Below are 22,582 nucleotides of genomic sequence, written 5' to 3'. Positions count from 1 at the left end.
ACAGAAGGGGATCACATGGCCAAGATCGGGCGATTCAAGAACGAGCAGGCGAAGAGCGACTACCTGCGGGCCTATGACGAGCTGGCGGCGCAGTGGCCGGTGGCGGCGACCGACCTCGATGTCGAAACCTCTTTCGGCGCAACGCGAGTGCGCAGGTCCGGGAACGGCGAGGGGGCGCCGATCGTGTTGTTGCCCGGGATGCCGGGGATGGGGTTGTTCTGGATGCCGTTCATCGAGGAGATGTCGCGGGAGCATGTCGTGTACACGGTGGATCCGCTGGGGTGGGCGGGGCGCAGTGAGCAGACCGCGCCGTTGAAGGGGCAGGACGACATCGTGCGGTGGCTGGTCGAGGTGTTCGACGGGATCGGGGCCGAGCGGGTGCATTTGGCGGGGTATTCGGGGGGATCGTGGATATCGCTGCTGTTCGCGTCGCAGCGGTCGGATCGGCTGGCCAGTATCACCATGCTCGAACCCGATGCGGCGTCGTTCGCCAAGCCCAAATGGGGGCTGCTGTTCAAGTTCCTGCTCGGCGGGATCCGGCCCACGCGGGAGAAGATGGAGAAGTTCATGGAGTGGATGACTCCGGGGGTGAAGCTCACCGAGGAGATGTGGACTCTGACGTTGGCCGCGTTGAAGTTCCGCATCGCGATGCCGTGGTCACGGCTACTGCCCGACGAGCAGCTGTCGAGGGTCACCGCGCCGATGCTGGTGCTGTTCGGGGAGCAGACGATCGCCAATGACGCGCACGCGGCCGCGGCGCACGCGCGGGCGTGCATTCCGGCGGCCGATATCGAGATCTACCCCGGGGTCGGGCACGAAATGCTGTGGGCGATACCGGAAACGGTGATTCCGCGCTTCCTCGGATTCGTGGAGCAGCACGATCAGGTGCGGGCCTGATCAGGCCGTCGCGCAGAAGATGACCGCTGGATAGGTGGCGAGGAATGCCCACAGGAAAGTGTTGAGGCGCATGAGGATCGCGGTGCCGACGTGCAGGAGAGCGCCGCCGATCACGAGCAGGTAGGTGAGCGGTCCGATACCCAGTAGGACCAGCGGGAAACCGCATTCCAGCAGGATCACCGACCAGCACATCGCCGCCGCGGCGGTGCGATGACGCGCGAGGAGCTTGGCGGCCCGCCGATGCCCATAGGCTCGGGTCGCCAAGATCTCCGGCAGTGCCGTGCCGCTCCGCCACACCGGGCTGACCAGCTTCGCCACCCCCGCGGTGACATACGCGAGGCACACCTGGGCCGCGATGAACCAGAGCACGATCACCTCGGCGCGCTCCTGCCCGATGGCGAAGGCGAGTGCCAGGGCCACGAAGACGACGATCGTCATCTGGTCCGCCCCATCACCGCCGAAGCGGGAACGCATGCTCAGCAGAATGTAGGTCGCGGCGATCACGGTGGCCGCCAAGGCGTTCAGAGCGGACGACGGGTGCAGGACCAGCAGCACCGCGCAGGCCAGACAGGCGGCGACGAGGCCGAGCACTCGCGGGTAGACCAGCAGCCGTCCGACGCTGCTCTGGAAGGACCTCCTGGTCAGCAAGGGGATGCTGGTGGCCGAGACCGGCCATCCGGCGAGGGCGCCGTCGGCGAGCAGCCGGGGCGCCGCCAGCCGCTCCGACGATCCGATGACGACGGCGACCGAACCGATCGCCGCCGACAGATACAGCGCGTCCGAGGGAGCGAACATAGGCCGACTACCGGGCGCTCAGCGCGGGTTCCGACGAATGCATGGGCGACAGGAAGATCACGTCGTGGTCCACGTCCTCGTCCATTCCCTTCGACCGCATGATGAGAAATTGGGTGCCGTCGGCGCGGTAGTCCCGCGGCAGACCGCTCACGAAGTTGAGCGTCGCGATATACGCCAGCGAGAGTTGGATCCCGGCGGTGTCGCCGGCCAGGGACACGGCCGTCTTCCCGAGTTCGACCGAGATGTCGATCAGCGCCTTGTTCTGCCGTCGGCGCGGATTCCACACCGGACCGATCCATTTCGGTGACGCGCCCGGAGGTATCTGACGCCAGCGGGTGATGCGCCCGTCCGGCAATCGATCGCGGTACAGCAGATGCAGATCATCGGTGGCCGGTGTCGGCGCGAAGAAGTGCCAGCGCGGGATGAGTCCGCAGACGTCGCGGGTGCGGATCCACCGCTCCCACCGGGTGGCCTCCCATTTCTCGATGTCCCGGGGTATTTGGCAGAGCGCCGACAGCGTCAGCCACGACGACAGAAATATGGCGAGTGCGACGAATATCAGGTCATCGAGCGTCATGTCAGTGCACGTGCCCGAGGGCTTCGCGCCGGATGTCGAGCAGCTCCCGCGCCGTGGCCGCCGGGCCCAGATTCCGTATCCGCTCGTCCGTCAGGTGTTGCTGGTCGGCCTCCTCGGCCATGACGGCGGCCGTACAGATGACCGCGACGGTGACGGCCATGGCGGCCCACATGATGAAGGTGGCGTTATCGCAACAACTCGCGTTGATGGTCAGATTGCCTTCCAGCTGGTCCTCGGGCACCTGCGCCAAGGCGGCGCGTTCGGCCGGGGTCAGCGGCGGCTCGAATCTGAGGGCTATGGCCTGCAACCCGGCGTCCGTACCGTCACGCCGGTGCTCGACCAGGGTCAGATGTGTCGGGCTCAGCGCGCCACCGTTGTACGGATTGTCCAGGACTACCAGGCCGAGGCCGTCGGGCGGGAAGACGTTCGTCGCGAGGGTGCGGCCGCCGTATCGAATGGTCGCGAATACCGGAGCGCGCTCGAGCAACCGCCAGGCCTGATAGGGCGACAGTTGGGTACGCCCCTCGAAACGAGGCTTGATCGCATTCTCCATCAGGTCGATATCGTCGCCGTTGCGCAGGGTGACGGCCTCTCGCACCCGTTGCAGCAGCGGATCGCCTTCGGGGGCGACGATGACCCGCACGCAGCCTTCCTGGCACAGCAGCGCCCGATCCGGTTGTGTCGGGACGTAGTCGAGAATCTCGATCTCGCGATATCTGAGCGACCGCTTGGCGAGCTCATCGGCGGCGAGTTGCAGCAGTGTCTCTTGATCCATGTCTCAACCTCCGGAAGTGGTGGTGATGCCTGTGGACCCAGAGCGAAAAATAGCACAGGCGCACGGCGCGGAGTCGGCAATTCGATGGGAACACATGTTCGAACTGTGGTAGCTTCGTGCGCATGTCGACGCCATTGCAGGGATCTCTGCTCGACGGGTTCGGGGAGGTCGAGCTGGGTGCGCTGGATTCGGTCCGGCGTACCGAGCTCGGCGACGGCGCGTGGGTGGATGTGCTGCCCGGCTGGCTGAGCGGGGCCGACGTACTGTTCGAGCGGCTCGCGAGCCAGGTGCCGTGGCGGGCGGATCGGCGGGCCATGTACGACCGGGTGGTGGATGTGCCGCGGCTGCTGTCGTTCTACGACGAAGAGCGCGAGCTACCCGACCCCATCCTCACCGAGGCACGCGACGCGCTGAGCGCGTTCTACTCCCGGGAACTCGGCGAGCCGTTCACCACGGCGGGCCTGTGCTACTACCGCGACGGGGATGACAGCGTCGCCTGGCACGGGGACACGAGCGGGCGCGGGGCCACCGACGACACCATGGTGGCGATCGTGTCGGTGGGTGCGGCGCGCTCGCTGCTGCTGCGCCCACGCGGCGGCGGGGCCAGTGTGCGCTACGCGCTCGGGCACGGGGATCTCATCGTGATGGGCGGCTCGTGTCAGCGCACCTGGGAGCACGCGGTGCCCAAGACGAGGCGGCCGGTGGGGCCGCGCATCAGCATCCAGTTCCGTCCGCGCGGCGTCCGGTAGCGCGGGCGAATTCCGGGATCGGTTCGGACACGACGCCGCGAGCCACCAGGAAGACCGGGAGTTCGCGCAGGACCGGGATGCGGCGGAAGATCCGCAGCGGCAAGGGCGTTCGCGGGAGGTCGGCGATATTCAACCGGCCCGACACCGCGGGCCGCACGACCTGCGCGTGGGCCAAGCGCTGCATGCCCTGGATGACGGCGGTGGGCAGCCGGCGACGGCGTTGGACGCGGGCCAGGTCGGCGGTGGCGACGGTGTGGGACAGCAGTTTCGGGGCGAGGATGCGGGCCGCGGCCACCGCGTCCTGGACGGCCAGGTTGATGCCGACCCCGCCGATCGGTGACATGGCATGGGCGGCGTCGCCGAGGCAGAGCAGTCCGTCGGCGTACCAGTGGTCGAGCCGATCGAGTTTGACGTCGAGGAGTTTCACCTCGTCCCAGTCGTGGACGGCGTCGGCGCGGTCGGCCAGCCACGGGACCACCTCGGCGAGGGCGCGCATGATCTCGCCGACCGGCTTCTCGGCCCGCAGCCGCGTGTCACTGCCTTTCGCGATGAGGGTCGCGCTCTGCCAGTAGTCGCCGCGATCGAACAGGACGGCGACGCGGTCGGCGCTGACCACCGGGATCAGTCCGGCGGGATCGGTGCCGTGGCGCGGGATCCGGTACCACCAGGCGTCGAAGGGCGTCGCCCACTGGCGACCGCCGAGACCGGCCGCCGCGCGCAGCGCCGAACCGCGACCGTCGGCGGCCACGGTGAGGTCGGCGTGGATCTCCCCGGTCGCGCCGTCCGCGGTGCGATAGCGGACGCCGGTCACCGTCGGGCCGGTGCGCAGCAGGTCGACGGCCTCGGTCCGCATACGCAACCGGAAGGTCGGTTCGTTGTCGCCCGCGCGGGCGAGCAGATCGAGCAGATCCCACTGCGGCACCATCGCGATGTACTTGTGCCGCCCCGGGATGTGGTCGAAGCTCGCCAGCGGAACCAGCCGCCCGCCGATCGGGGTCTGGATCGAGGTGAGCCGCCGCTGCGGCAGTTTCGCGAAGTCCTCGCTCAGGCCGAGGGCCTCGATGAGGTCCAGGGTGGTGGGGTGCACGGTGTCGCCGCGGAAGTCGCGCAGGAAGTCACCGTGTTTCTCCAGCACGGTGACCTCGACGCCCGCCCGGGCCAGCATCAGCCCCAGGAACATGCCCGCCGGTCCCCCACCGGCGATGAGACAGGTCGTGCGTTCCATCGGGACCTCCCGAGCCGAAGACGCCGTCACCGTCGATGGTAGGACGAGTCCGGCTCGGGCACAGCCGTCGCACCGCGGCTAGCGGTCGCGGTACAGGACGAAGAAATACGGTTCGTCGAGTCCGCGCATATCCATGACACCGAGCAGGGTGTCCGCGTCGACGCGGCGGAAGATGTCGATGATCGGCAGGTGGTCGTAGATCATTGCGACGCTGGACTTTCCACGGAACTCGAGATTCCGCAGTCGAGCCTTCGGGGCGGCCGTCCGCAGCATCGGCCGCAGCACGCCGAGGGAGCGGCGTACCGGGGACAGGGCCGCCACCGGCACCTTGCCCGCCAGGAACAGCGGCACCCGGCGCGGGTCGACCGGGAAGATCTCGCCGTCGGGGGCCTGGAACAGCAGCGGCTGGACATGGTCGGCGCTGTCGAACTGCTTTCCGTACCAGCCTGTTTCGACCAGCATGCCGTCCCACGGGTGGCCGGTGCCCACTTCCGCGCCGCGCCAGCGACCGGTGGTGACCTCGTCCGCGTCCACCGGCGGCAGGCTGTCGAACAGATCCCAGGCCTGGGCCGCCGTCGCCACGCCCGCGATCAGGGTCTCCAGGCGCGCGGCACCGTCCGTCGCCGAGTCGGCGGCAACCATCATGATCTCCTTGGTGAGAGTGGACGACAGGATTTCTCTCACCCTAACGGCGGCCCCGGCGGTGGCCGGTAGAGCTCCAGTGACATTCTGACGACCGGATTGGCCGAATATGTCGATACTGGTTCCCGGGGGGCCGCGGGCCGTTCAGCCCAGGGCCGCCGGCGATTCGGCGTGCGGCACGAGCAGCCGCGGACTGCCCGAGCCGTCGGCCGGGACCGCCCAGATGTCGGCGTCATCGCCGCCGCGCGAGACGGCGTAGCCGATGGTGTTCGGGTCCAGCCACGCCGCTTGGTCGTCCACGCTGCGGGTTTCGGCCAGCGGGGTGCGGACGCCCGAAGCCAGGTCCAGTACCGAGAGCCGCCAGCCCTTCGCGGGGTCGCCGTCGTTCGCCGACTTGAACGCGATCCGCTTGCCGTCCGCCGACAGCGACGGGCATTCCACGTTCTGCGCGATGGTGCGCACGGTCTTCGCCGCCATATCGCCCTGCACGAGGTAGCGGCGGCCGTCGGTGGACATGGTGGCGTAGAAGGTGTTGTGGTCCGCGGCGAAGGTGATGCCCCAGAAGTTGAGATCGGCGGCGGTGTAGGGGCGGCCGTCGACCACGACCGACAGGAATTCCAGGGAATCGATCATGTCGCCGGTCGTCAGGTCGACCAGTCCGGCGCGGGTGGAGAAGCGGCCGTTGTTGTAGGAGTCGCCCGCCACGAACACCGTCCAGGCCGCCATCCGCCCGTCGCCGGACAATCGGGTGCGATTGGGCACGCCGACCAGCGGGATCTCCCGCGTCACGGTCAGATCGGCGTCCAGGATGGCGGCCTGGAAGGTGGCCAGCGGGCCGTCGGGCCGCAGGCAGATGCCGGTCCCGGCCGCCGCGGCCACGCGCAGGCATTCGAGTTTCGACACCGAGCGGGCCGCGCCCGGGTCGGCGGCGGACACCATCGCCACATGACCCTTGCTCTCGGCCGCGGTGCTGCGGAACAAGATTCGGGGCCCGGGCGCGATGTTCAGCGCTTCGTAGGCGATGGCGGGTTGCGCGCGCGTCCCGGTGACCACGCCGTAGCCGACGGCGACCGCGGCCAGGACGACCGCCCCGAGCAGGGCCAGCACGATCCGGGGATTCACGCGTGCTCCTCCGCGATCTCGGCGACGTCCTCGGCGGTCTGGGCGGTCTCCACCCCGCGCAGCAGCACGAAGATCACGACCACGGCCACCGCCACCAGACCCGCGGCGACCCGGCTCGCGTTCTCCGGACCCCACAGGCTCCAGGCCAGCCCGAACAGCACCGACGACACCAGGTACGACAGCGCCTGCCCGGTCTGGATCAGCGCGATCCCGGTGGTGCGCAGGGCTTTCGGCAGCACCGGACCGGCCAGCGCCATCAGCACGCCGTCGGTCGCGGCGTAGAACAGGCCGTAGAGCGCGAGCACCACCACCAGCAGCGCGGTGCCGCCGAACGGCCCGAACAGCAGCAGGTACACCAGCACCAGCGCGGTGTAGCCGCCGAGCACCACGGTCAGGCGGCCGATCTTGTCCGCGAGCATGCCCAGCGGGGTGGCCAGCACCAGGTACGACAGGTTGGTGCCGACCGCGAGCAGCGGAAACCAGCTGACGCTCAGGTGTTCCCGCTGCTGCAGCAGCAGGTAGACGAAGCCGTCGCCGATGGTCACCAGTCCGGCCAGGCAGGCCGCGGCCACCAGTCGGCGCACCGGCGCGAGCCGGATCAGCCCGCCCAGCGCGCGGGGTGACACCGCGCCCTTGGCGGGTTGCTCGTCGCGGTGGTCGCGGACGAACAACACCAGGATCAGGACGCCGAACGCGGCGATGCAGAAGCTGGCCACGAACACCGCGTCGTAGGCCTGCGCGGTGGCGGCGAGGATGCCGATCGCGACCAAGGGTCCGGCGAACGCGCCGATGGTGTCCATCGTCCGGTGCACGCCGAACGCGCGGCCGTAGAGCCGTGGCGGGGTGGACAGCGTGATCAGGGCATCGCGGGGGGCGGTGCGCAGGCCCTTGCCGGTGCGGTCGACGGCGATGACCGCGCCGATCGCGCCGATGGCGCTGCCCGCGGCCAGCATGCCGAGTTTCGCGATCGCCGACAGGCCGTAGCCCAGTCCGGCGATGAGTTTGCGGCGGTTGGTCAGGTCGGCGACGTAGCCGCCGATCAGCCGCAGCAACGCGGTCGCGCCGGTGTAGGTGCCGTCGACGACGCCGTAGGCGGCGGGGCTCAGATGCAGTCCGACGACCAGGTACACCGGCAGCACCGCGGTCATCATCTCCGAGGAGATGTCGGTGACCAGGCTGACGGCGCCGAGCGCGAACACATTGCCGCTCAACAGGAAGAACGCCTTGCGGCGCGACGGTGTCGCGTCGTCGCCCCCGGAATGCGGGCGGTCGATCGTGGACATGTACATGGGTGTACTACCTCAGGGAGTCGCGGGGAAGCCGCTCGGGACACATCGTCGGGTCCGCGAGCGGGGTCATGTCAGCTGCCGATCGGTCCGGTTGCCCGGTGAACGGTCAGTTCCACACGTTGGTGATCTCCGCCGCGGGGTTCAGGTGGGTCAGGCCGTAGGCGCTCTCGATGGTGCTGAGCACGTTGTAGTGGTTGATCTGGTTGGAGAAGCTGCCGACCTGGGTGTGCGCGCCCACGAAGGTGGTGAAGATGTGGTTGGACGAACCGCCGTTGTCCTCGTCGAAGGTGACGATGAGCAGGCTGTTGTGGGTCTTGGCCCACTGCGCGTAGGCGTCCATCTTGTTCTTCAGCCAGGTGTCACCGGTGCCGACCGAGCAGTCGTGCATGTCGTTGCACATGTCGGGGGCGATGTAGGAGACCGTCGGCAGAGTCGAGAAGTCGGTCGGGAAGGTGCTGAACCGGACGTTCGCGCTCGCGGGCACATTGCTGAAGTTCGGGACCGCGTTGTGCTTGCGACGGTAGGTGCCGCTCGAGCAGCCGGTGTAGCCGTCCGAGGGCATGGCCTCGGAGTAGCTCTTGTAGCTCTTGCCCGCGGTGAGCAGCTGGTTGGCGATGTTGTTGCCGCTGTAGGTGTGCGGGCAGCTGTCGTCGGTGACGCCCTGGGTGGAGCCGGAGAACATCGCGAGGTAGTTGGGCTCGCTCGGGTGGGTGACGCCGTAGGACTGGGTGAACTTCGCGCCCTGCCCGGCCAGGTTGTTGAAGTACGGCGCGCTGGAGCTGCCGTTGATCTGCGAGTACGAATGGTTCTCGAACATCACCAGCACGATGTGGTCGAACACCGGAACGCTGCCCGCCGCAGCGGCTTCCGACGAATTGACGACCGCGGACGTCGCCATACCGATGAACGCGGCGGCCGACATGACGGCGGCAGCGATGCGCTTCCTGAACACAGATCCTCCTGAAGGACTCGAGCGGGCCCCGGCAGCACCGCCAGGGCCGCGCAATATTAAGAACCGCCATGCGCCGGAACGACGAATGCTCTGCGGCCATCCGATGTGGGGAAAGTGAACAAATCGCATGGCCACTTTCCGCCGACTCGGACCGAGTCCCGCTGCCGCAGCACGAGTTTCGAGACAGCAAACCGGCGACCACCAGCGTTTTTGTCGAAACTACAAAAAGTTGGCGAAATCGCTGGCGCCGCTCGTTTTAGTCATCTAACCTAAAACCATGACGACAGCGCGAGAGACCGCGGAGACCATCCGGGCGGCTCGGCGGCCCGAAGACCTCTTCGGTTCCGCCGCAACGGATTCCACGAGCAGACAGACGGCTCGACGCCGGTATCACCGGCTGGCCGCGCTGGTCCACCCCGACCGGGTCGAAGCTGTCGACGCGGCGGCCGCGGGCGCCGCCTTCGCCCGGCTCACCGAGCTGTACCAGCGGTGGCTGGACCTGGACGAAGCCGCCTTCGAGGTGACCGGGGCGCGCGGGCGGCATCCCGTCGGCGCGCTGCACGCGGCCGGATCCATCGCCGACGTGTACCGCTCCGGCTCGGATCGGGTGGTGAAGATCCCGCGCCGCGCGGCCGCCAACCGGTTGCTGGCCGGTGAGCGAAACGCCTTGCGCGACATCGCGACCGTGACCGCCGAGCACGCGTGGCTGCGGCCGTACTTCCCCGAACTCGTCGACACCGTCGACCATCTCGACTCGGGCACCGGCGAGCAGCGCACGGTCAATGTGCTGGCCGGCCTGACCGACGGCTTCGTGACCATGGAGGAGGTCCGCGCCGCCTATCCGGACGGGCTCGACCCGCGCGACTACGCGTGGATGCACCGGCGGCTGCTGCGCTGCCTCGCCGGGGCGCAGCTGGCGGGCTGGGTGCACACCGCGATCAGCCCCGCCAATGTGCTGGTCCATCCGAGACTGCACGGAATCGTGCTGGTGGGCTGGTCTTTCGCGACCCGGCCGGGCAATCCCGCGGCGGCCACACTGAAGTCGCTGGACTATCCGCCCGAGATCCGCGACGCGGTCTCCCCCGTCACCGACGTCCACCTCGCGCATCGCCTCATGCTCACCATGCTCGGCGAACGCGCGCCCGACCCGATGCGCGCCTACGCCACCGGGTGCCTGCAAGCCGATCCCAGACTGCGGCCCGACGCCGCGGACCTGCTCGGCGAATTCGACGACCTGCTCGACCGGCTCTACGGGAAGCGCCGCTTCCGGCCCTTCGAGCTCACGAAAGGTAAGTGATAGCAATGGGTTACGGAAGCTGGGACGACAGCGCCTACGACGCGGCGCGGACCTTCCGCGCGGCCTCGGGACTCGACGACTTCGGCTACACCGCCGACATGCGGTCCACGCCGTGGGAGCAGTGGAAGGCGCACCCGACGTTGGATCCGTTCGGGGTGGGCATGCGGGAGTCGCGCGACTCCGACGACCACGGGAACTCGCTGCCCATCGCGGTGCTGTTCGACGTCACCGGGTCCATGGGCCGGGTGCCGCGGGTCATGCAGGAGAAGCTGGCCACACTGCACGGACTGTTGCAGCGCAAGGGTTATGCCGACGATCCGCAGATCCTCTTCGGGGCCATCGGCGACGCCGACAGCGACCGGGTGCCGCTGCAGGTCGGGCAGTTCGAATCCGACAACCGCATGGACGAACAGCTGCGGCTGATCCTGCTCGAAGGCGGCGGCGGTGGGCAGAAGTCCGAAAGCTATGAGCTGGCGGCGTATTTCATCGCCCGTCACACCGTCACCGACGCGTGGGAGAAGCGCGGACGCAAGGGCTACCTGTTCATCGTCGGCGACGAGCTGAACAAGAAGCGCCTGCCCGCGCGACACATCCAGGCCGTCATCGGCGACGACGTGCGCAGCGACATCGCCGTCGACTCCATCTACCGGGAGCTGGGCGACCGGTGGAACGTGCACTACATCCTGCCCAATCAGTCCAGCTACTACCGGGATCCGGAGATCGCCGAACACTGGCGGGAGCTGCTGGGCGAGCGATTCCTGCGGCTCGACGATCCGGCCGCGGTGTGCGAGCTCATCGCGCTGACCATCGGGATCGGCGAGGGCCGCGTCGATCTGGGGGCCGGGCTGGCCGACCTGCGCGATATCGGGTCGACCGGTGAGGCCGACGCGGTCGGCAAGGCGCTCGCACCGCTGGGCGGGGTCCGCCGCGGCCGCAGCATGGGCGCGCTGCCCGCCGCCACCGGAACCGACGACGTCGATCTCTGATCACGAAAAACGAAGGGAAAGCTCATGTTCGGCGACCGGCACCTGATCGTGGTGGACCTCGGCTTCGGTGACGCCGGGAAAGGGGCCACCGTCGACTGGCTGTGCTCACCGCGGGCCGGGCTCGACGTGGCCGCGGTGGTGCGGTTCAACGGCGGGGCGCAGGCCGCCCACAATGTGGTCGCCGACGGCCGCCACCACACCTTCCGGCAGTTCGGGTCCGGCACCCTGTCGGGGGTGCCGACCCTGCTGTCGCGGCACATGCTCGTCGAGCCCCTGGCACTGGCGGCCGAGGCCCGCGAACTCGCCGCGCTGGGGGTCGCCGATCCGCTGTCGCTGCTCTACGTCGACGAACGCGCCCTGCTCACCACGCCGATCCACGGGGCCGCCAACCGCTGCCGGGAGGATACGAGGGGTACCGCCCGGCACGGTTCGTGCGGCATCGGCATCGGGGAGACCGCGAGCTACGCCCTCGACCACGACGCGCCGCGGGTCGCCGACTGCGCGCGACCGGATGTGCTGCGGCGCAAACTGATCGCGCTCGAGGAGCACTACGCGCCGCTGCTCGCCGGTGGGCGGCACGGCTACGATCCGATCGACGATCTGGTCGCGGCGTACACCGCCTTCGCCGGCGCGGTCGCCATCCTGCCCGGTGAGCAGCTCGCGGGGTTCGCGCGCAGCGGGCGGCTGGTGTTCGAGGGCGCGCAGGGCGTGCTGCTCGACGAATGGCGCGGAACCCACCCGTACACGACCTGGTCGACCGTGGAACCCCGCAACGCGCGGGACATGCTGGCGCGCATCGGGGCTCCCGGCTACGTGCTCGGCGTGACCCGGGCCTACCTGACGCGGCACGGGGCGGGGCCCTTCCCGACCGAGGACCCCGCGCTGTCGATTCCCGAGCCGCACAATGGAACCGGCGTCTACCAGGGCGCGTTCCGGCGCGGGCACCTCGATCCGCTGCTGCTGCGGTACGCGATCGACGCCTGCGGCGGGATCGACGGGCTGGCCGTCAACCACCTCGACGCGGTCGGCGACATCCGCACCGCCACCGGGTATCTCACCCCCGACGGCTGCGTCGACCGCCTCGACTGCGGGGTCTGGCAGGACCTGAAGCACCAGCAGGGACTCACCGATCTGCTCAGCGCCGCCACCCCGGCCCTGGCCGACCTGCCCGGCGACGTCCCCGGCTACCTGGAGGCCGAACTCGGCGCGCCGGTGGTGCTCACCGCCCACGGCCCGGATCGAGCCGATCGCACCGTCCGGATCACCGCTCAGGCATGATTGTCCATTTGTGGAGCAACAATCCGCGGTATCCATCGACGTGATCGCCCTGCGCTACGGGCCCGACGACCCCACCGCCACGCTCGGCATCGCCGCGCGGCGGTGGGAACCGTTCGCCGGAGAGCTCGCGCTGCCGGGCGTGCTGCTCGGCCTCGGTGAACGCCTCGCCGAGGCCGCCCACCGCGCGGTGCACACCAAATTGGGGGTGCCCGAGGACGCCATCCTCGCCGTCGGACAGGTCGCCACCTTCGACGAACCCAACCGCGACCCGCGTGGCCCGACTCTGTCCATCGCCATGTGGGCGGTCGTCGGCGCACACGAATCCGACACCGCGACCTGGGTGCCCTTCGACGCGGTCCCGCCGCTGGCGTTCGACCACAATCAGATCGTCGCCGCCGCCCGGGACCGGCTGGCCGACATGCTGTGGAAGGACCTGACTTTCACCCGCGCCCTCACCGGCGACCAGTTCACCGCCACCCGCGCGGTCGGCCTCACCACCGCCCTGCACGGCGCCAAACCCGATCCGGGCAACCTCAACCGCACCCTGGCCGCGCTGCCCGGCCTGTCCCGCACCGGCGAACGCGTCCGAGTGAAAGCCACCGGACGCCCGGCCGCCGTGTGGTCCTTCGCCTGAACACGCCGGGCTCGGTGAGCGTCAGGGGATCAGCACCGGGCGACCGCGCAGCTGCCCCGCGGCCAGTAGACGGTGGGCGTCCGCCGCGCGGTCGAGTGGGAAGGTCTCGGCGACGCGCGGGGTCAGGCGGCCCGCGTCGACCAGGGCCGCCAATTCGGCCAGGCGGCGGCCGTCGGCTCGAATCCAGGTGTTGGCCACCCGGATTCCGCGCAGGGCCGCCGGTTCGGCACCACCCACCAGGGCGGTGAACGCACCGGACGAACGGACGGCGTCGAGCGCCTCCACGCCCAGCACCGCCGCGTCGAGCGCGCCGTCGACACCGCCGGGGACCAGCTCCCGCACCGCGTCACCGAGTCGTTCGCCGCGCGGGACGAAGAACTCCGCGCCCAGCTTGCGCACCGCGTCCGCGTCGGCGGACCCCGCCGTCGCGACCACTCGAATGCCCTGCGCCACGGCCAGTTCCACCGCGTAGCCGCCCACCGCGCCGGCCGCGCCGGTGATCAGCACCGTCGCGCCGGGGGCCAGGCCGAGCAGGTCCAGGGATTGCGCGGCGGTGAGAGCGTTCAGCGGGACCGTCGCCGCCTCGATCGCCGAGACCGTGCGCGGTGCGAGGGCGACGGCCGACGAATCCAGGATCACCTGGTCGGCGTGCGTGCCGAGGGCTACATCGAGCCGATCGGAGAGGCCGAACACCGCGTCACCGATGGCGAATTCCGTGACACCGGAACCGATGTCGTCGATGGTCCCGGCGACATCCCAGCCCAAGCCGATCACCTCGCGGGCCGGCATCAGACCCGCCTGGGCCAATCCGCCCGAGCGGGTGTGCAGGTCGACCGGCTGCACGGCCGCGGCGGCGACCCGGATCCGCACCTGCCCGGGGCCCGGCGCGGGCACCGGAACGTCGGCCACCTCCAGCACCTCCGGGCCTCCGAACGATCCAACGATGACGGTACGCATGTGAAATCTCCTCTGCTGTACGGTTTCCCACCCCGTCACCGAACCTAGGGAGTGCTACTCTCCATCGGGAAGTACGCACCTCGGAGTGCGTACCGAACGTCAGGGAGAGTCATGGCGACCAAGACCGCCGCCCAGCGGCGCACCGAGGCCCGGCGCGACTATGACGCCTACATCCAGGAATGCCCCACCCGGCACCTGCTCGACCGGATCAGCGACAAATGGGTCAGCCTGCTGCTCAACGCGCTCGCCGACGGTCCCCGCCGATACAGCGATCTCAATCGCATCGTCGCCGGAGTCAGCCAGAAGATGCTCACCCAGACCCTGCGCGGCATGGAACGCGACGGACTGGTGAGCCGCACCGTCACACCGTCGGTCCCGGTGCGGGTCGACTATCGGCTCACCGCACTCGGGCAGAGTTTGCTGCCGGTCATGCGGGCGATCAAGAACTGGGCCGAGACGCATATCGAGGATGTGCTCGCGGCCCGCGAAAGCTACGACGCCGCGGGCTGATCGATCACCGAGAGGACCAGTTGCCGGACACCGTCGAGGAGGCGGTCGCGCTGGCCCGAACGGACCAGGTAGGGCACCAGTTCACCGCCGAGCGGCGCGAGCAGTAGACCGCCGACCACCTCGGCGTCGAGATCGGGGCGGATCTCGCGGAGCAGGGTGCTGATGTGGTTCGCCCAGAAGGCGTGGAATTCATCGCGGCGTGGATGCGGCGGGAGCGCCTGGTAGGCGACGTTCAGTTCGAGGTCGTCCGCGATCAGCCGGGTCATGGCGTCGAAGTAGGCGAGCAGGCGGTCGCCCGCGGGCGCGCCCGGGCCCAGTGGCGGCGGACCACTGGTCACCGCCTCCATCAAACCGACCGCTCCCTCCGCGACCAGCTCGTACAGCAGGCCCGCACGGTTGCCGAACCGGTGGAACAGCGTGCCCTTGGCCACCCCCGCCGCGGCGGCGATGCGGTCCATGGTCGCCGCATCCGCACCTTCCTCAGCGAGCAGCGTGCGGGCCGCCGCCAGGATTGCCAGACGGTTGCGGGCCGCGTCGGCGCGCTCCTTGGGCGGATTCATATCACCACTTCCATTGACAACTTGACCGACGGTCAATATCTTCGCAGACATATCTTGACCGTCAGTCAACTTGTGAGGTTCTCCATGCAAGCAATCCTATTGACCGGTACCGGCGGACCCGACGTCCTGGTGGCCGGAGAGGTCCCCGCACCACGCCCACAGGCCGGGGAGATCCTGCTGCGCGCCGAGGCGATTCCCGTACTGTTCCCCGAGACCATGATGCGGTCGGGGGCGTTCCCGCTGCCGGTGCAGTTCCCCCTCGTGTTCGGCACCCAGGCCGCGGGCGTCGTCACCGAAGTCGGCGCGGGCGTGGACGCCGCACTCGTCGGGCAGCGAGTCGTGGTGAGCAGCAACAGTTTCGGCACCTACGCCGAACAGGTCTGCGTCCCCGCCCACGCCGCCACCCCGATTCCCGACGGACTGAGCACCGACGCCGCCGCGGCCGTCGCCATGAGCGGGTCGGTCGCCATTCCCCTGCTCGAGACCGCACGGCTCACCGGCACCGAGACCATCCTCGTCGAAGCGGCGGGCACCGGTGTCGGGGCCTATCTCACCCAGCTCGCCAAGGAGTACGGCGCGGCCCGCGTCATCGCCACCGCGGGTGGTCCCGAAAAGGCCGCGCGGGCACGCGAATTCGGTGCGGACCTCGTCGTCGACCACCACACGCCCGGCTGGACGCGGCAGCTGGCTGACCTGCTCGGCGGCGCGACGCTGGATGTCGTCTTCGACTCCGTCGGAGGCGAATCCGCGCTCGAACTCCTGGACCTGATGACCCCGCTGCGCGGGCGCATGCTCAGCTACGGCTTCCTGTCCGGCGCGCCCGCGCAGGTCGGCGCGATGGATCTGATCATGCGCGGCCTGACGCTCACCGGCTGCTCCGGTCCGGCCTGGCTGGCCGGGGTGGCGGCGGCCCGCGAACCCGCCCTGCGGCGGGCGGCGACGGGTTCGCTGACGCCGCTGGTGGATCGGGTGCTGCCGCTCGACCAGGCCGCGCACGCCCACCGGCTGCTGGAGGATCGCGCCGCCCAGGGCACGATCATCCTGCGCGCCGGCTGATCAGAGCTCAGAGGTCCTTCAGGCAGAAGGTCGTCGGCTGCTCGGTCAGCGTGATGACCTTGTCGGCTTCCTCGCCGCACAGGTTCTCGTCCGACTGGCCGTCGATCCGGGTCAGCACCTGGAAGCTCGCGTTGCTGGTGCCGCATTCGGCGTACTGATAGCCGGTCATCATGCTCTCGTGATAGCAGGCGCCCGGCTGGAAGTTCGGCGCCAGACACAGGTAGGCCATCGAGGCGCCGTTGATCGTCTCCTCGTAGGAGGTGTAATCGGCGGCGCACTCGGCCTTGGCGCTGGAGTGCTTGGCCACCTTGTACACCGCCTTCGGGGAGGCGCAGTCCACCGGCTCGGTCTTGGAATTGATCATCGACCCCTCGATAACGTTGATGCAATCGCCGACCTTCGAACGTCCGGTCTCGGACTTCCCCGCGTCCTTGATGCTGTCCGCACCCTTTTGCACGACCGAGCAACCCGCCAGCGCCAGTGCGAAAACCGCCACGGCCACCGGAATCAGCCGCCACCAGCGCCGCGTTCCCACCGAACTCACCTGCATCGTTGCCACGAACCTCTCTCACCGGTCATCATTCGAACCCCGACAACCAAACCCGGACCGCGATCGGCGAGCATCCGTGGAACCACGGGATCGGCCCGGCATCGGCCCGAACCCGGCGTCGAGCTAGGCTCCGCTCGGGACCGTTCGCTCGGAAAGGAGTGCGTGATCGAGCCATTCGTCGGCCGCGTTCACGAACTCGCCGCACTGGACGCGACCCACCACGTGCCGGGCCGGCACCGTGTGTTCCTGGTCGAGGGTCCGGCGGGTATCGGAAAGTCCAGACTCCTGGCCGAATCCGTGCGGCATGCCCGCGCGGCGGGGCTGCGCACGATCACGGTCGCGGGCACCGAGTACGAGCGGTCCACGCCCCGCCAGGTGCTGCTTGATCTCGCCGACCAACTCGACCACGACGCCCATGGCTACGGCGAAGGCAACGGCGATGCCCGCGGGGGCGATCCCGAGGGCCCCACACCGGATCACGGGATCGCGACGGCCGATACCAGGGAGTCGGCGCGGTGGCTGCGGCACCGGCTCGCAGGCACTCCCACGGTCCTGATCATCGATGACGCGCAGTGGGCAGACCCGGCGTCACTGCAGGTGCTGGCCGTGCTGATCCGGCAGTCGCCGATGCCCGCGACCGTGGTCCTCGCCTATCGGACCGGACAGTTTCCCGCCGAACTCGGTGCCGCCCTGCGGAGCCCGCGCGCCGACGTGACCCACCTGAGCGTGCCGCCGCTGTCCACGGATGAGGCGACCGCGCTGCTCCCGGACCTGACGCCGGCGCACCGGGCCCGGCTCGTCGCCGCGGCCCACGGCAATCCGCTGTACCTGCAGGTCCTGGCCGAACTCACGCCCGCGGAACTGGATCAGGCACTGCGCGACGATCGCGTCGACACCGGGTTCGGGCACGCGGCACTGGACCGCACCCTGCGCGCCGAACTCGCGCATCTGCCGCCCCGCGAACAGCTCGTCGCCCAGGCTGCCGCGGTCTGCGGCGCGACCGCCGATACCGAACTGCTCAGCGCCACCGCCGAAGTCACGCGCACCGACCTCGACGCCGCGGTCGACGACCTCGCCCGGCGCGGCTGGCTCACCGTCACCGGCGGCACCGTCGCCTTCCGCCACCCCCTCATGCGCACCGCCGCCTACCGCCTCGCCGGTCCCGCCTGGCGCGCCGCCGCCCACGACCGCGCCGCCCGCTTCCTGCGCACCGTCGACGCCCCGGTCCTGAGCCGCGCCCGCCACCTCGAACACGCCTTCGGCAGCCGCGACGACCTCGCCGCCACCGAACTGATCCGCGCCGCCGAACAAGCCCTCGCCACCGCCCCCGCCACCAGCGCCCGCTGGATCGAAGCCGCCCTCCGCCTCACGCCGAACTGTGCCCCCGGCCCCAGCTCACCCGGTGCCACCACCGCCCTCGACGGCGATGCGAACGCGACACGACTACTGCTCGGGCGGGCGCTGCTGTTGTCCGGGTCCGCCGAGCGGGCACGGGACGTGCTGGAATCACTCCTGCCGGCGACGGACCTCCCCGCAGAGCCGGCGAGCAACGAGGCGGTGTTGCTGTACGCGCGATGCGAGCGGATTCTCGGCCGGATCGACAGTGCGCGACAGCTGCTGGCGTCGGCGGTCGAACGGCTGAATCCGGGCGAGAGTGGTTCGGTGCAGCTGGAACTGGCGATCCTGGAGTCCCAGGACAACCGCGATCGGGAGGCGGAGGTGCGGATTCGGGCGCTGTTCGCGTCGGGAGCCGTGCGGGATCCGGCGATTCGAGCGGCGGCACGCACCCTGCGCAGCATGGGGCAACTCAACGGCCTGGACCTGAGCGCGGCGCGGGCCGAGTACCGCATCGCCGAACGAGAATTCGCGCAGCTCAACGACACTCGGCTGCTCGACGGCGTGCACGCGGTAGCGGCGCTGGGCTGGATGGCGTACTTCCTCGACGACCAGCGCACCGGCCTCACGCACATCGAACGCGCTATCACCGTCAGCCACCGGCACGGTCGCAGCTTCGTGCTGCCGGAGCTGCACACCGTCCACGCCTACTCCCTCGCCAAGCTCGGCCGTTACGATGACGCGCTCGCCGCCGCCGAGGACGCTCTGGAAACCGCGCGGCTGTACGGATACCCGGGCATCGCGCCACTGGCCGGGGCCGTCAAACTCCGCATCCTCCAGGACACCGCGCCCGCCACGGAGGTGCTGCGCTGGTGGCGCACCCTCGACGCCCTCCCCCGGCCCGCCATGCGGTGGTGGTGCGCCACCGTCGACGCGGCCCTCGCCGAAATCGCCGCGCGGCTACCGCATCCGGCCCGGCCCCAGGCCACCGAAGCCATGGCATCCGATCTGCCCACCGCCACAACGTCTGTCGCACTGCCACGGGTTGCGACCGCGCCGTCGGCGATGGGCTCCGCCGAGCCCGTCGCCGATACGGCCCTGACGCCGGAACCCGTGGACGCGGCGTCGCGGGAACATCCGATGCGGGCCGCGGAGCTCGCGGTCGGCGCACTGGCCTGCCTCGCCCACGGCGACCTCGACGCGGCGGGGGCGCTGGTGGAGCGGGCCCACGACGTGGCCGAACGGCTCGACCTGCCTGGACAGCGGGCCTCGGCCGCGCGGGCGCGCGCTGGATATCTCTGTGCCCGAGGCGATCTCGAGGCCGCCGCCCGGGCGGCCACGGCGGCGATCGCGCACTACGGTCAGGCCGGGATGCCGGTCTTTCGCGCCCAGGCCATGTTGGTGGCCGCCGAAATCGACGGGAAGCGAGGCGATTTCGCCACCGCGACCGCGCGAATCGCCGCCGCCCGAGAGGAATTCGCGGCTGCCGGCGCACACGAGCTGCTCACCGCCGCCACCACCGCGCAACGCAGGCTGGCGGGTCATCGCAGTGTGAGTGGCGCGACCATATTGAGCGAACGTGAACGCGAGGTCGCCGAGCTGGCGGCGCGGGGACTCACCAACAAGGACATCGCCGAGAAGCTCTTCCTGAGCCCCCGCACCGTGGAAGACCACTTGGGTCGCATCCTGCGCAAACTGGGACTCACCGGTCGCGGCGGGATCGCGCACAAGCTCGCGGAACTGGACCGGACGGACTGAACGCAGGTCCGGGACGCGGCGAGCCGAGCTCAGCCGGTGATCTCCCACTCGTACACGGTCAGCTCGGATGCGCCCGTGGTGTGAATCGGGTCGGTGAGGATCAATTCCTGTGCGGCGGCCAGATTCTCCGCGGTGATCACGTACGCGCCGCCGCTGCCGTCGGTGAACTTGCCGGTTTCCACCAGCTGTCCGCGCTCGCGGACCGCCGCCAGCCATTCCTTGTGCGGAACGACGACGGAATCGTCGAAGCGCGGGGTGCGCATGGCCATGACCAGATATTTGCGCACCCTGCGCTTCTCCTTCGAACTACTTGTCGTCGTCGGCGACGGTCGAGCGGGTGGCCGCGGCGGCGGCCCGCACCTGCGGAGCCACCTGGACCACCTGGCCGAGCACGCCGTTGATGAACGACGGGGAATCGTCGGTGGACAGCTCCTTGGCCAGCTCCACCGCCTCGTCCACGGCCACCACGGGCGGAACGTCGTTGGCGTGGAACAACTCCCACACCGCGACCCGTAGGATGGCGCGGTCCACGGCGGGCAGCCGCGGCAGCGTCCAGTCCTGGGACAGGTACGACTCGATGGTGCCGTCCACCCGGTCCAGATCGTCGGCTACGCCTTCGACCAGGACACGGGTGTAGGGGTTGATCGGCGCGATGGACTCCTCACGCACCGACAGGGAGACCCGCTCGGAGAGCAGGTCCGCCGGGTCGATGTCGCGGGCCTCCGCCTCGAACAGCAGATCCACCGCACGCCGACGCGCCTTGTGCCGTGCGCCGAGCTTCTTGAAAGACTTCTTGTCCGATTGATCGGCCACGGAAGACATTATCCGTCGCGTCAGTTGTTGACGCGGCTGATGTAGCTGCCGTCGCGGGTGTCGATGCGCAGCTTGTCGCCCTGGTTGATGAACAGCGGCACCTGCACCTCGGCGCCGGTCTCCACGGTGGCGGGCTTGGTGCCGGCCGAGGAGCGGTCGCCCTGCAGGCCCGGCTCGGTGTGGGTGACGATGACGTCGATCGCGACGGGGAGCTCGACGAACAGCGCCTCACCCTCGTGCATGGCGATCTGGACGGCCATGTTCTCCAGCAGGAAGCCCGCGTTGCGGCCCAGCAGCTGCTCGCTCAGGTGGATCTGGTCGTAGGTCTCACCGTCCATGAAGATGTAGTCCTCACCGTCGTGGTAGAGGTACTGCATGTCGCGACGGTCGACGGTCGCGGTCTCCACCTTGACGCCGGCATTGAAGGTCTTGTCGACAACCTTGCCCACGACGACGTTCTTCAGCTTGGTGCGCACGAAGGCGGGACCCTTGCCCGGCTTCACGTGCTGGAACTCGACGATCTGCCAAAGCTGATTGTCGATCTTCAGCACGAGGCCGTTCTTGAAGTCGCTGGTGTCCGCCACTGTCCTCGGATCTCCTACTAGTCGTTGCAACCGCGCGTCAGTCGACGACGGTCAGGTCTTTGCTGGTGCGGGTGAGCAGCTCCGGGCCCCCCTGGCGAACCACGAGCGTGTCCTCGATCCGGACGCCACCGCGGCCGGGGAAGTACACACCTGGCTCGACGGTCACCGCCACGCCATCCAGCAGTGTACCCGTGCCGGTTTTGGCGATTCCGGGCGCTTCGTGAATCTGCAGGCCGACGCCGTGCCCGAGACCGTGCACGAACAGGTCGCCGTGACCGGCCGACTCGATCACCCGACGCGACGCGGCGTCGACCGCTTGGGTGGAGACGCCCGGGGCCAGGGCCTCGCGGCCGGCCTTCTGCGCGGCGCTGACCAGGTCGTACACCTCGCGCTGCCAATCCGTCGGTGCGCCCAGGACGAAGGTGCGGGTCATGTCGGAGTGGTAGCCGTGCGACACCGCGCCGAAGTCGAGCTTCACGAAATCGCCGGTGGCCAGCACCGCGTCGGTCGGACGGTGGTGCGGGACAGCCGAATTCGCGCCCGCCGCCACGATGGTCTCGAAGGACACCGCCTCCGCGCCGTGCTCGAACATGAGCCATTCCAGGTCGCGGGCCACCTGCCGCTCGGTGCGGCCCGGACGCAGACCACCGCGTTCGAGCAGGGCGGCCAGGGCCGCGTCGGCGGCGTCGCAGGCCGCGCGCAGGCAGTCCACCTCGTAGTCGTCCTTGACCATGCGCAGCTGCTCGACCAGGCCCGACACCGGGACCAGGTCCAGGCCGGTGCCCAGGGCGGCCAGGCCGCGATGCTGTTCGACGGTGACCACGTGGCTCTCGAAACCGACCCGTCCGGTCTGCCACTCCCCCGCGATCTCCATCACCCGGCGCGCGCACGACCGGTTGATCTCGGCGCGCAGATCCGGCACCTGCACGCCGACCTGGGTGAGGTAGCGGCCGTCGGTGCTGATGATGGTGCGGTCCTCGCTGGAATCCCAGGCGTAGACCAGCAGCGCGGCGTTCGACCCGGTGAAACCGGTCAGGTACCGGATATTGATCAGGTCCGTGACCAGCAGCGCGTCGACACGGTTCTCCACCAGCAGATTCCGCAGGTTGGCCCGGCGCAGCGCGTAGTCGGGTCGCCGGGCCGGATCGTGATCAGCAGACATGCGTCAAAGCTACCGCCGACACGCCGCGACACGGGCCCGCAACACGTGAATGGGGTGGTGAGGGAAACCCCGGTATTCA

At 69.5% G+C, this 22,582-nt stretch carries 24 protein-coding genes; 9 read left to right on the top strand and 15 right to left on the bottom strand.

The annotated features are described in order from the left end of the window. Nucleotides 1–15 precede the first annotated feature (15 nt). Nucleotides 16–897, top strand: coding sequence for an alpha/beta fold hydrolase (locus tag ACFRAQ_RS12015; RefSeq protein ID WP_379097816.1), 882 nt, complete (start codon nt 16–18; stop codon nt 895–897). Here the strand turns inward: ACFRAQ_RS12015 and ACFRAQ_RS12010 are convergent, their stop codons facing one another. Genes ACFRAQ_RS12010 through ACFRAQ_RS12000 form a run of 3 tightly spaced genes read right to left on the bottom strand, consistent with a single transcriptional unit; the run spans nt 898 to nt 3,044 of the window. After that, entirely contained in the window at nt 898–1,692 is a 795-nt protein-coding gene (locus tag ACFRAQ_RS12010) for a hypothetical protein (RefSeq protein WP_379097813.1), read from the bottom strand. 7 nt (nt 1,693–1,699) lie between these two features. Beyond that, a complete protein-coding gene (locus ACFRAQ_RS12005; protein ID WP_379097811.1) occupies nt 1,700–2,269 on the bottom strand; it encodes a hypothetical protein in 570 nt (189 codons plus the stop codon). 1 nt (nt 2,270) lies between these two features. Continuing rightward, complete coding sequence (locus tag ACFRAQ_RS12000; RefSeq protein ID WP_379097808.1) at nt 2,271–3,044, bottom strand: hypothetical protein; 774 nt, start codon at nt 3,042–3,044, stop codon at nt 2,271–2,273. 122 nt (nt 3,045–3,166) lie between these two features. On the opposite strand from ACFRAQ_RS12000, the gene ACFRAQ_RS11995 reads away from it, so the two are divergent. Further along, nucleotides 3,167–3,793, top strand: a complete 627-nt coding sequence (locus tag ACFRAQ_RS11995; protein WP_379097805.1) for an alpha-ketoglutarate-dependent dioxygenase AlkB — start codon at nt 3,167–3,169, stop codon at nt 3,791–3,793. Here the strand turns inward: ACFRAQ_RS11995 and ACFRAQ_RS11990 are convergent. The 5 genes from ACFRAQ_RS11990 to ACFRAQ_RS11970 all read right to left on the bottom strand — a co-directional run bounded on the left by ACFRAQ_RS11990 (nt 3,759) and on the right by ACFRAQ_RS11970 (nt 9,023). Beyond that, entirely contained in the window at nt 3,759–5,018 is a 1,260-nt protein-coding gene (locus ACFRAQ_RS11990; RefSeq protein WP_379097802.1) for an FAD-dependent oxidoreductase, read from the bottom strand. The genes ACFRAQ_RS11995 and ACFRAQ_RS11990 overlap by 35 nt on opposite strands. A 78-nt stretch (nt 5,019–5,096) precedes the next feature. Continuing rightward, complete coding sequence (locus ACFRAQ_RS11985; RefSeq protein WP_379097799.1) at nt 5,097–5,660, bottom strand: DUF4334 domain-containing protein; 564 nt, start codon at nt 5,658–5,660, stop codon at nt 5,097–5,099. A 144-nt stretch (nt 5,661–5,804) separates the two neighbouring features. After that, nucleotides 5,805–6,782 carry a TolB family protein gene (locus ACFRAQ_RS11980; RefSeq protein ID WP_379097796.1) on the bottom strand — a complete coding sequence of 326 codons (978 nt, stop codon included), beginning with the start codon at nt 6,780–6,782 and terminating at the stop codon, nt 5,805–5,807. After that, a complete protein-coding gene (locus ACFRAQ_RS11975) occupies nt 6,779–8,065 on the bottom strand; it encodes an MFS transporter (RefSeq protein WP_379097793.1) in 1,287 nt (428 codons plus the stop codon). Before ACFRAQ_RS11975 ends, ACFRAQ_RS11980 begins: the two co-directional genes overlap by 4 nt. Nucleotides 8,066–8,177: 112 nt before the next feature. After that, nucleotides 8,178–9,023: an alkaline phosphatase family protein gene (locus ACFRAQ_RS11970; protein WP_379097790.1), complete on the bottom strand. Its 846-nt coding sequence runs from the start codon at nt 9,021–9,023 to the stop codon at nt 8,178–8,180. A gap of 277 nt (nt 9,024–9,300) precedes the next feature. On the opposite strand from ACFRAQ_RS11970, the gene ACFRAQ_RS11965 reads away from it, so the two are divergent. The 4 genes from ACFRAQ_RS11965 to ACFRAQ_RS11950 are packed head-to-tail and all read left to right on the top strand — an operon-like array spanning nt 9,301 to nt 13,218. Continuing rightward, nucleotides 9,301–10,320 carry a hypothetical protein gene (locus ACFRAQ_RS11965; RefSeq protein WP_379097787.1) on the top strand — a complete coding sequence of 340 codons (1,020 nt, stop codon included), beginning with the start codon at nt 9,301–9,303 and terminating at the stop codon, nt 10,318–10,320. A gap of 5 nt (nt 10,321–10,325) precedes the next feature. After that, nucleotides 10,326–11,306, top strand: a complete 981-nt coding sequence (locus tag ACFRAQ_RS11960; RefSeq protein ID WP_379097785.1) for a hypothetical protein — start codon at nt 10,326–10,328, stop codon at nt 11,304–11,306. 24 nt (nt 11,307–11,330) lie between these two features. Continuing rightward, nucleotides 11,331–12,584 (top strand): adenylosuccinate synthetase, encoded by a 1,254-nt coding sequence (locus tag ACFRAQ_RS11955; protein ID WP_379097782.1) that lies wholly within the window; start codon nt 11,331–11,333, stop codon nt 12,582–12,584. Between the two features lie 10 nt (nt 12,585–12,594). Beyond that, a complete protein-coding gene (locus tag ACFRAQ_RS11950) occupies nt 12,595–13,218 on the top strand; it encodes an NUDIX hydrolase (RefSeq protein WP_379097780.1) in 624 nt (207 codons plus the stop codon). Between the two features lie 21 nt (nt 13,219–13,239). On the opposite strand, the gene ACFRAQ_RS11945 is transcribed toward ACFRAQ_RS11950, so the two are convergent. Then, complete coding sequence (locus ACFRAQ_RS11945; RefSeq protein ID WP_379097777.1) at nt 13,240–14,175, bottom strand: NADP-dependent oxidoreductase; 936 nt, start codon at nt 14,173–14,175, stop codon at nt 13,240–13,242. A 111-nt stretch (nt 14,176–14,286) separates the two neighbouring features. Here ACFRAQ_RS11945 and ACFRAQ_RS11940 point away from each other — a divergent pair, with 111 nt between their 5' ends. After that, nucleotides 14,287–14,685 (top strand): winged helix-turn-helix transcriptional regulator, encoded by a 399-nt coding sequence (locus ACFRAQ_RS11940; protein WP_379097774.1) that lies wholly within the window; start codon nt 14,287–14,289, stop codon nt 14,683–14,685. On the opposite strand, the gene ACFRAQ_RS11935 is transcribed toward ACFRAQ_RS11940, so the two are convergent. Then, nucleotides 14,667–15,245, bottom strand: coding sequence for a TetR/AcrR family transcriptional regulator (locus ACFRAQ_RS11935; protein WP_379097771.1), 579 nt, complete (start codon nt 15,243–15,245; stop codon nt 14,667–14,669). The genes ACFRAQ_RS11940 and ACFRAQ_RS11935 overlap by 19 nt on opposite strands. A gap of 84 nt (nt 15,246–15,329) precedes the next feature. Between ACFRAQ_RS11935 and ACFRAQ_RS11930 the strand changes: the two genes are divergently transcribed. Continuing rightward, on the top strand, nt 15,330–16,301 hold the full coding sequence (locus tag ACFRAQ_RS11930) for a zinc-binding alcohol dehydrogenase family protein (protein WP_379097769.1): 972 nt from the start codon (nt 15,330–15,332) through the stop codon (nt 16,299–16,301). Nucleotides 16,302–16,308: 7 nt separating this feature from the next. Here the strand turns inward: ACFRAQ_RS11930 and ACFRAQ_RS11925 are convergent, their stop codons facing one another. Next, complete coding sequence (locus ACFRAQ_RS11925) at nt 16,309–16,836, bottom strand: hypothetical protein (RefSeq protein ID WP_379097767.1); 528 nt, start codon at nt 16,834–16,836, stop codon at nt 16,309–16,311. Between the two features lie 177 nt (nt 16,837–17,013). Between ACFRAQ_RS11925 and ACFRAQ_RS11920 the strand changes: the two genes are divergently transcribed. Further along, complete coding sequence (locus tag ACFRAQ_RS11920; protein ID WP_379097764.1) at nt 17,014–19,944, top strand: helix-turn-helix transcriptional regulator; 2,931 nt, start codon at nt 17,014–17,016, stop codon at nt 19,942–19,944. Between the two features lie 29 nt (nt 19,945–19,973). Here the strand turns inward: ACFRAQ_RS11920 and ACFRAQ_RS11915 are convergent, their stop codons facing one another. Genes ACFRAQ_RS11915 through ACFRAQ_RS11900 form a run of 4 tightly spaced genes read right to left on the bottom strand, consistent with a single transcriptional unit; the run spans nt 19,974 to nt 22,503 of the window. After that, nucleotides 19,974–20,231: a YciI family protein gene (locus ACFRAQ_RS11915; protein ID WP_379097761.1), complete on the bottom strand. Its 258-nt coding sequence runs from the start codon at nt 20,229–20,231 to the stop codon at nt 19,974–19,976. 19 nt (nt 20,232–20,250) lie between these two features. Beyond that, on the bottom strand, nt 20,251–20,757 hold the full coding sequence (gene nusB / locus ACFRAQ_RS11910) for a transcription antitermination factor NusB (protein WP_357286071.1): 507 nt from the start codon (nt 20,755–20,757) through the stop codon (nt 20,251–20,253). A gap of 20 nt (nt 20,758–20,777) precedes the next feature. After that, nucleotides 20,778–21,341 carry an elongation factor P gene (gene efp / locus ACFRAQ_RS11905; RefSeq protein ID WP_357083405.1) on the bottom strand — a complete coding sequence of 188 codons (564 nt, stop codon included), beginning with the start codon at nt 21,339–21,341 and terminating at the stop codon, nt 20,778–20,780. Nucleotides 21,342–21,378: 37 nt separating this feature from the next. Then, nucleotides 21,379–22,503, bottom strand: a complete 1,125-nt coding sequence (locus ACFRAQ_RS11900) for a M24 family metallopeptidase (RefSeq protein WP_379097756.1) — start codon at nt 22,501–22,503, stop codon at nt 21,379–21,381. Between the last annotated feature and the right edge of the window lie 79 nt (nt 22,504–22,582).

The organism is Nocardia sp. NPDC056611 (genome assembly GCF_042792755.1).
Classification (GTDB): domain Bacteria; phylum Actinomycetota; class Actinomycetes; order Mycobacteriales; family Mycobacteriaceae; genus Nocardia.
The sequence above is the reverse complement of the archived record's forward strand: the minus strand, read 5'-3'. Positions and strand labels throughout refer to the sequence as shown.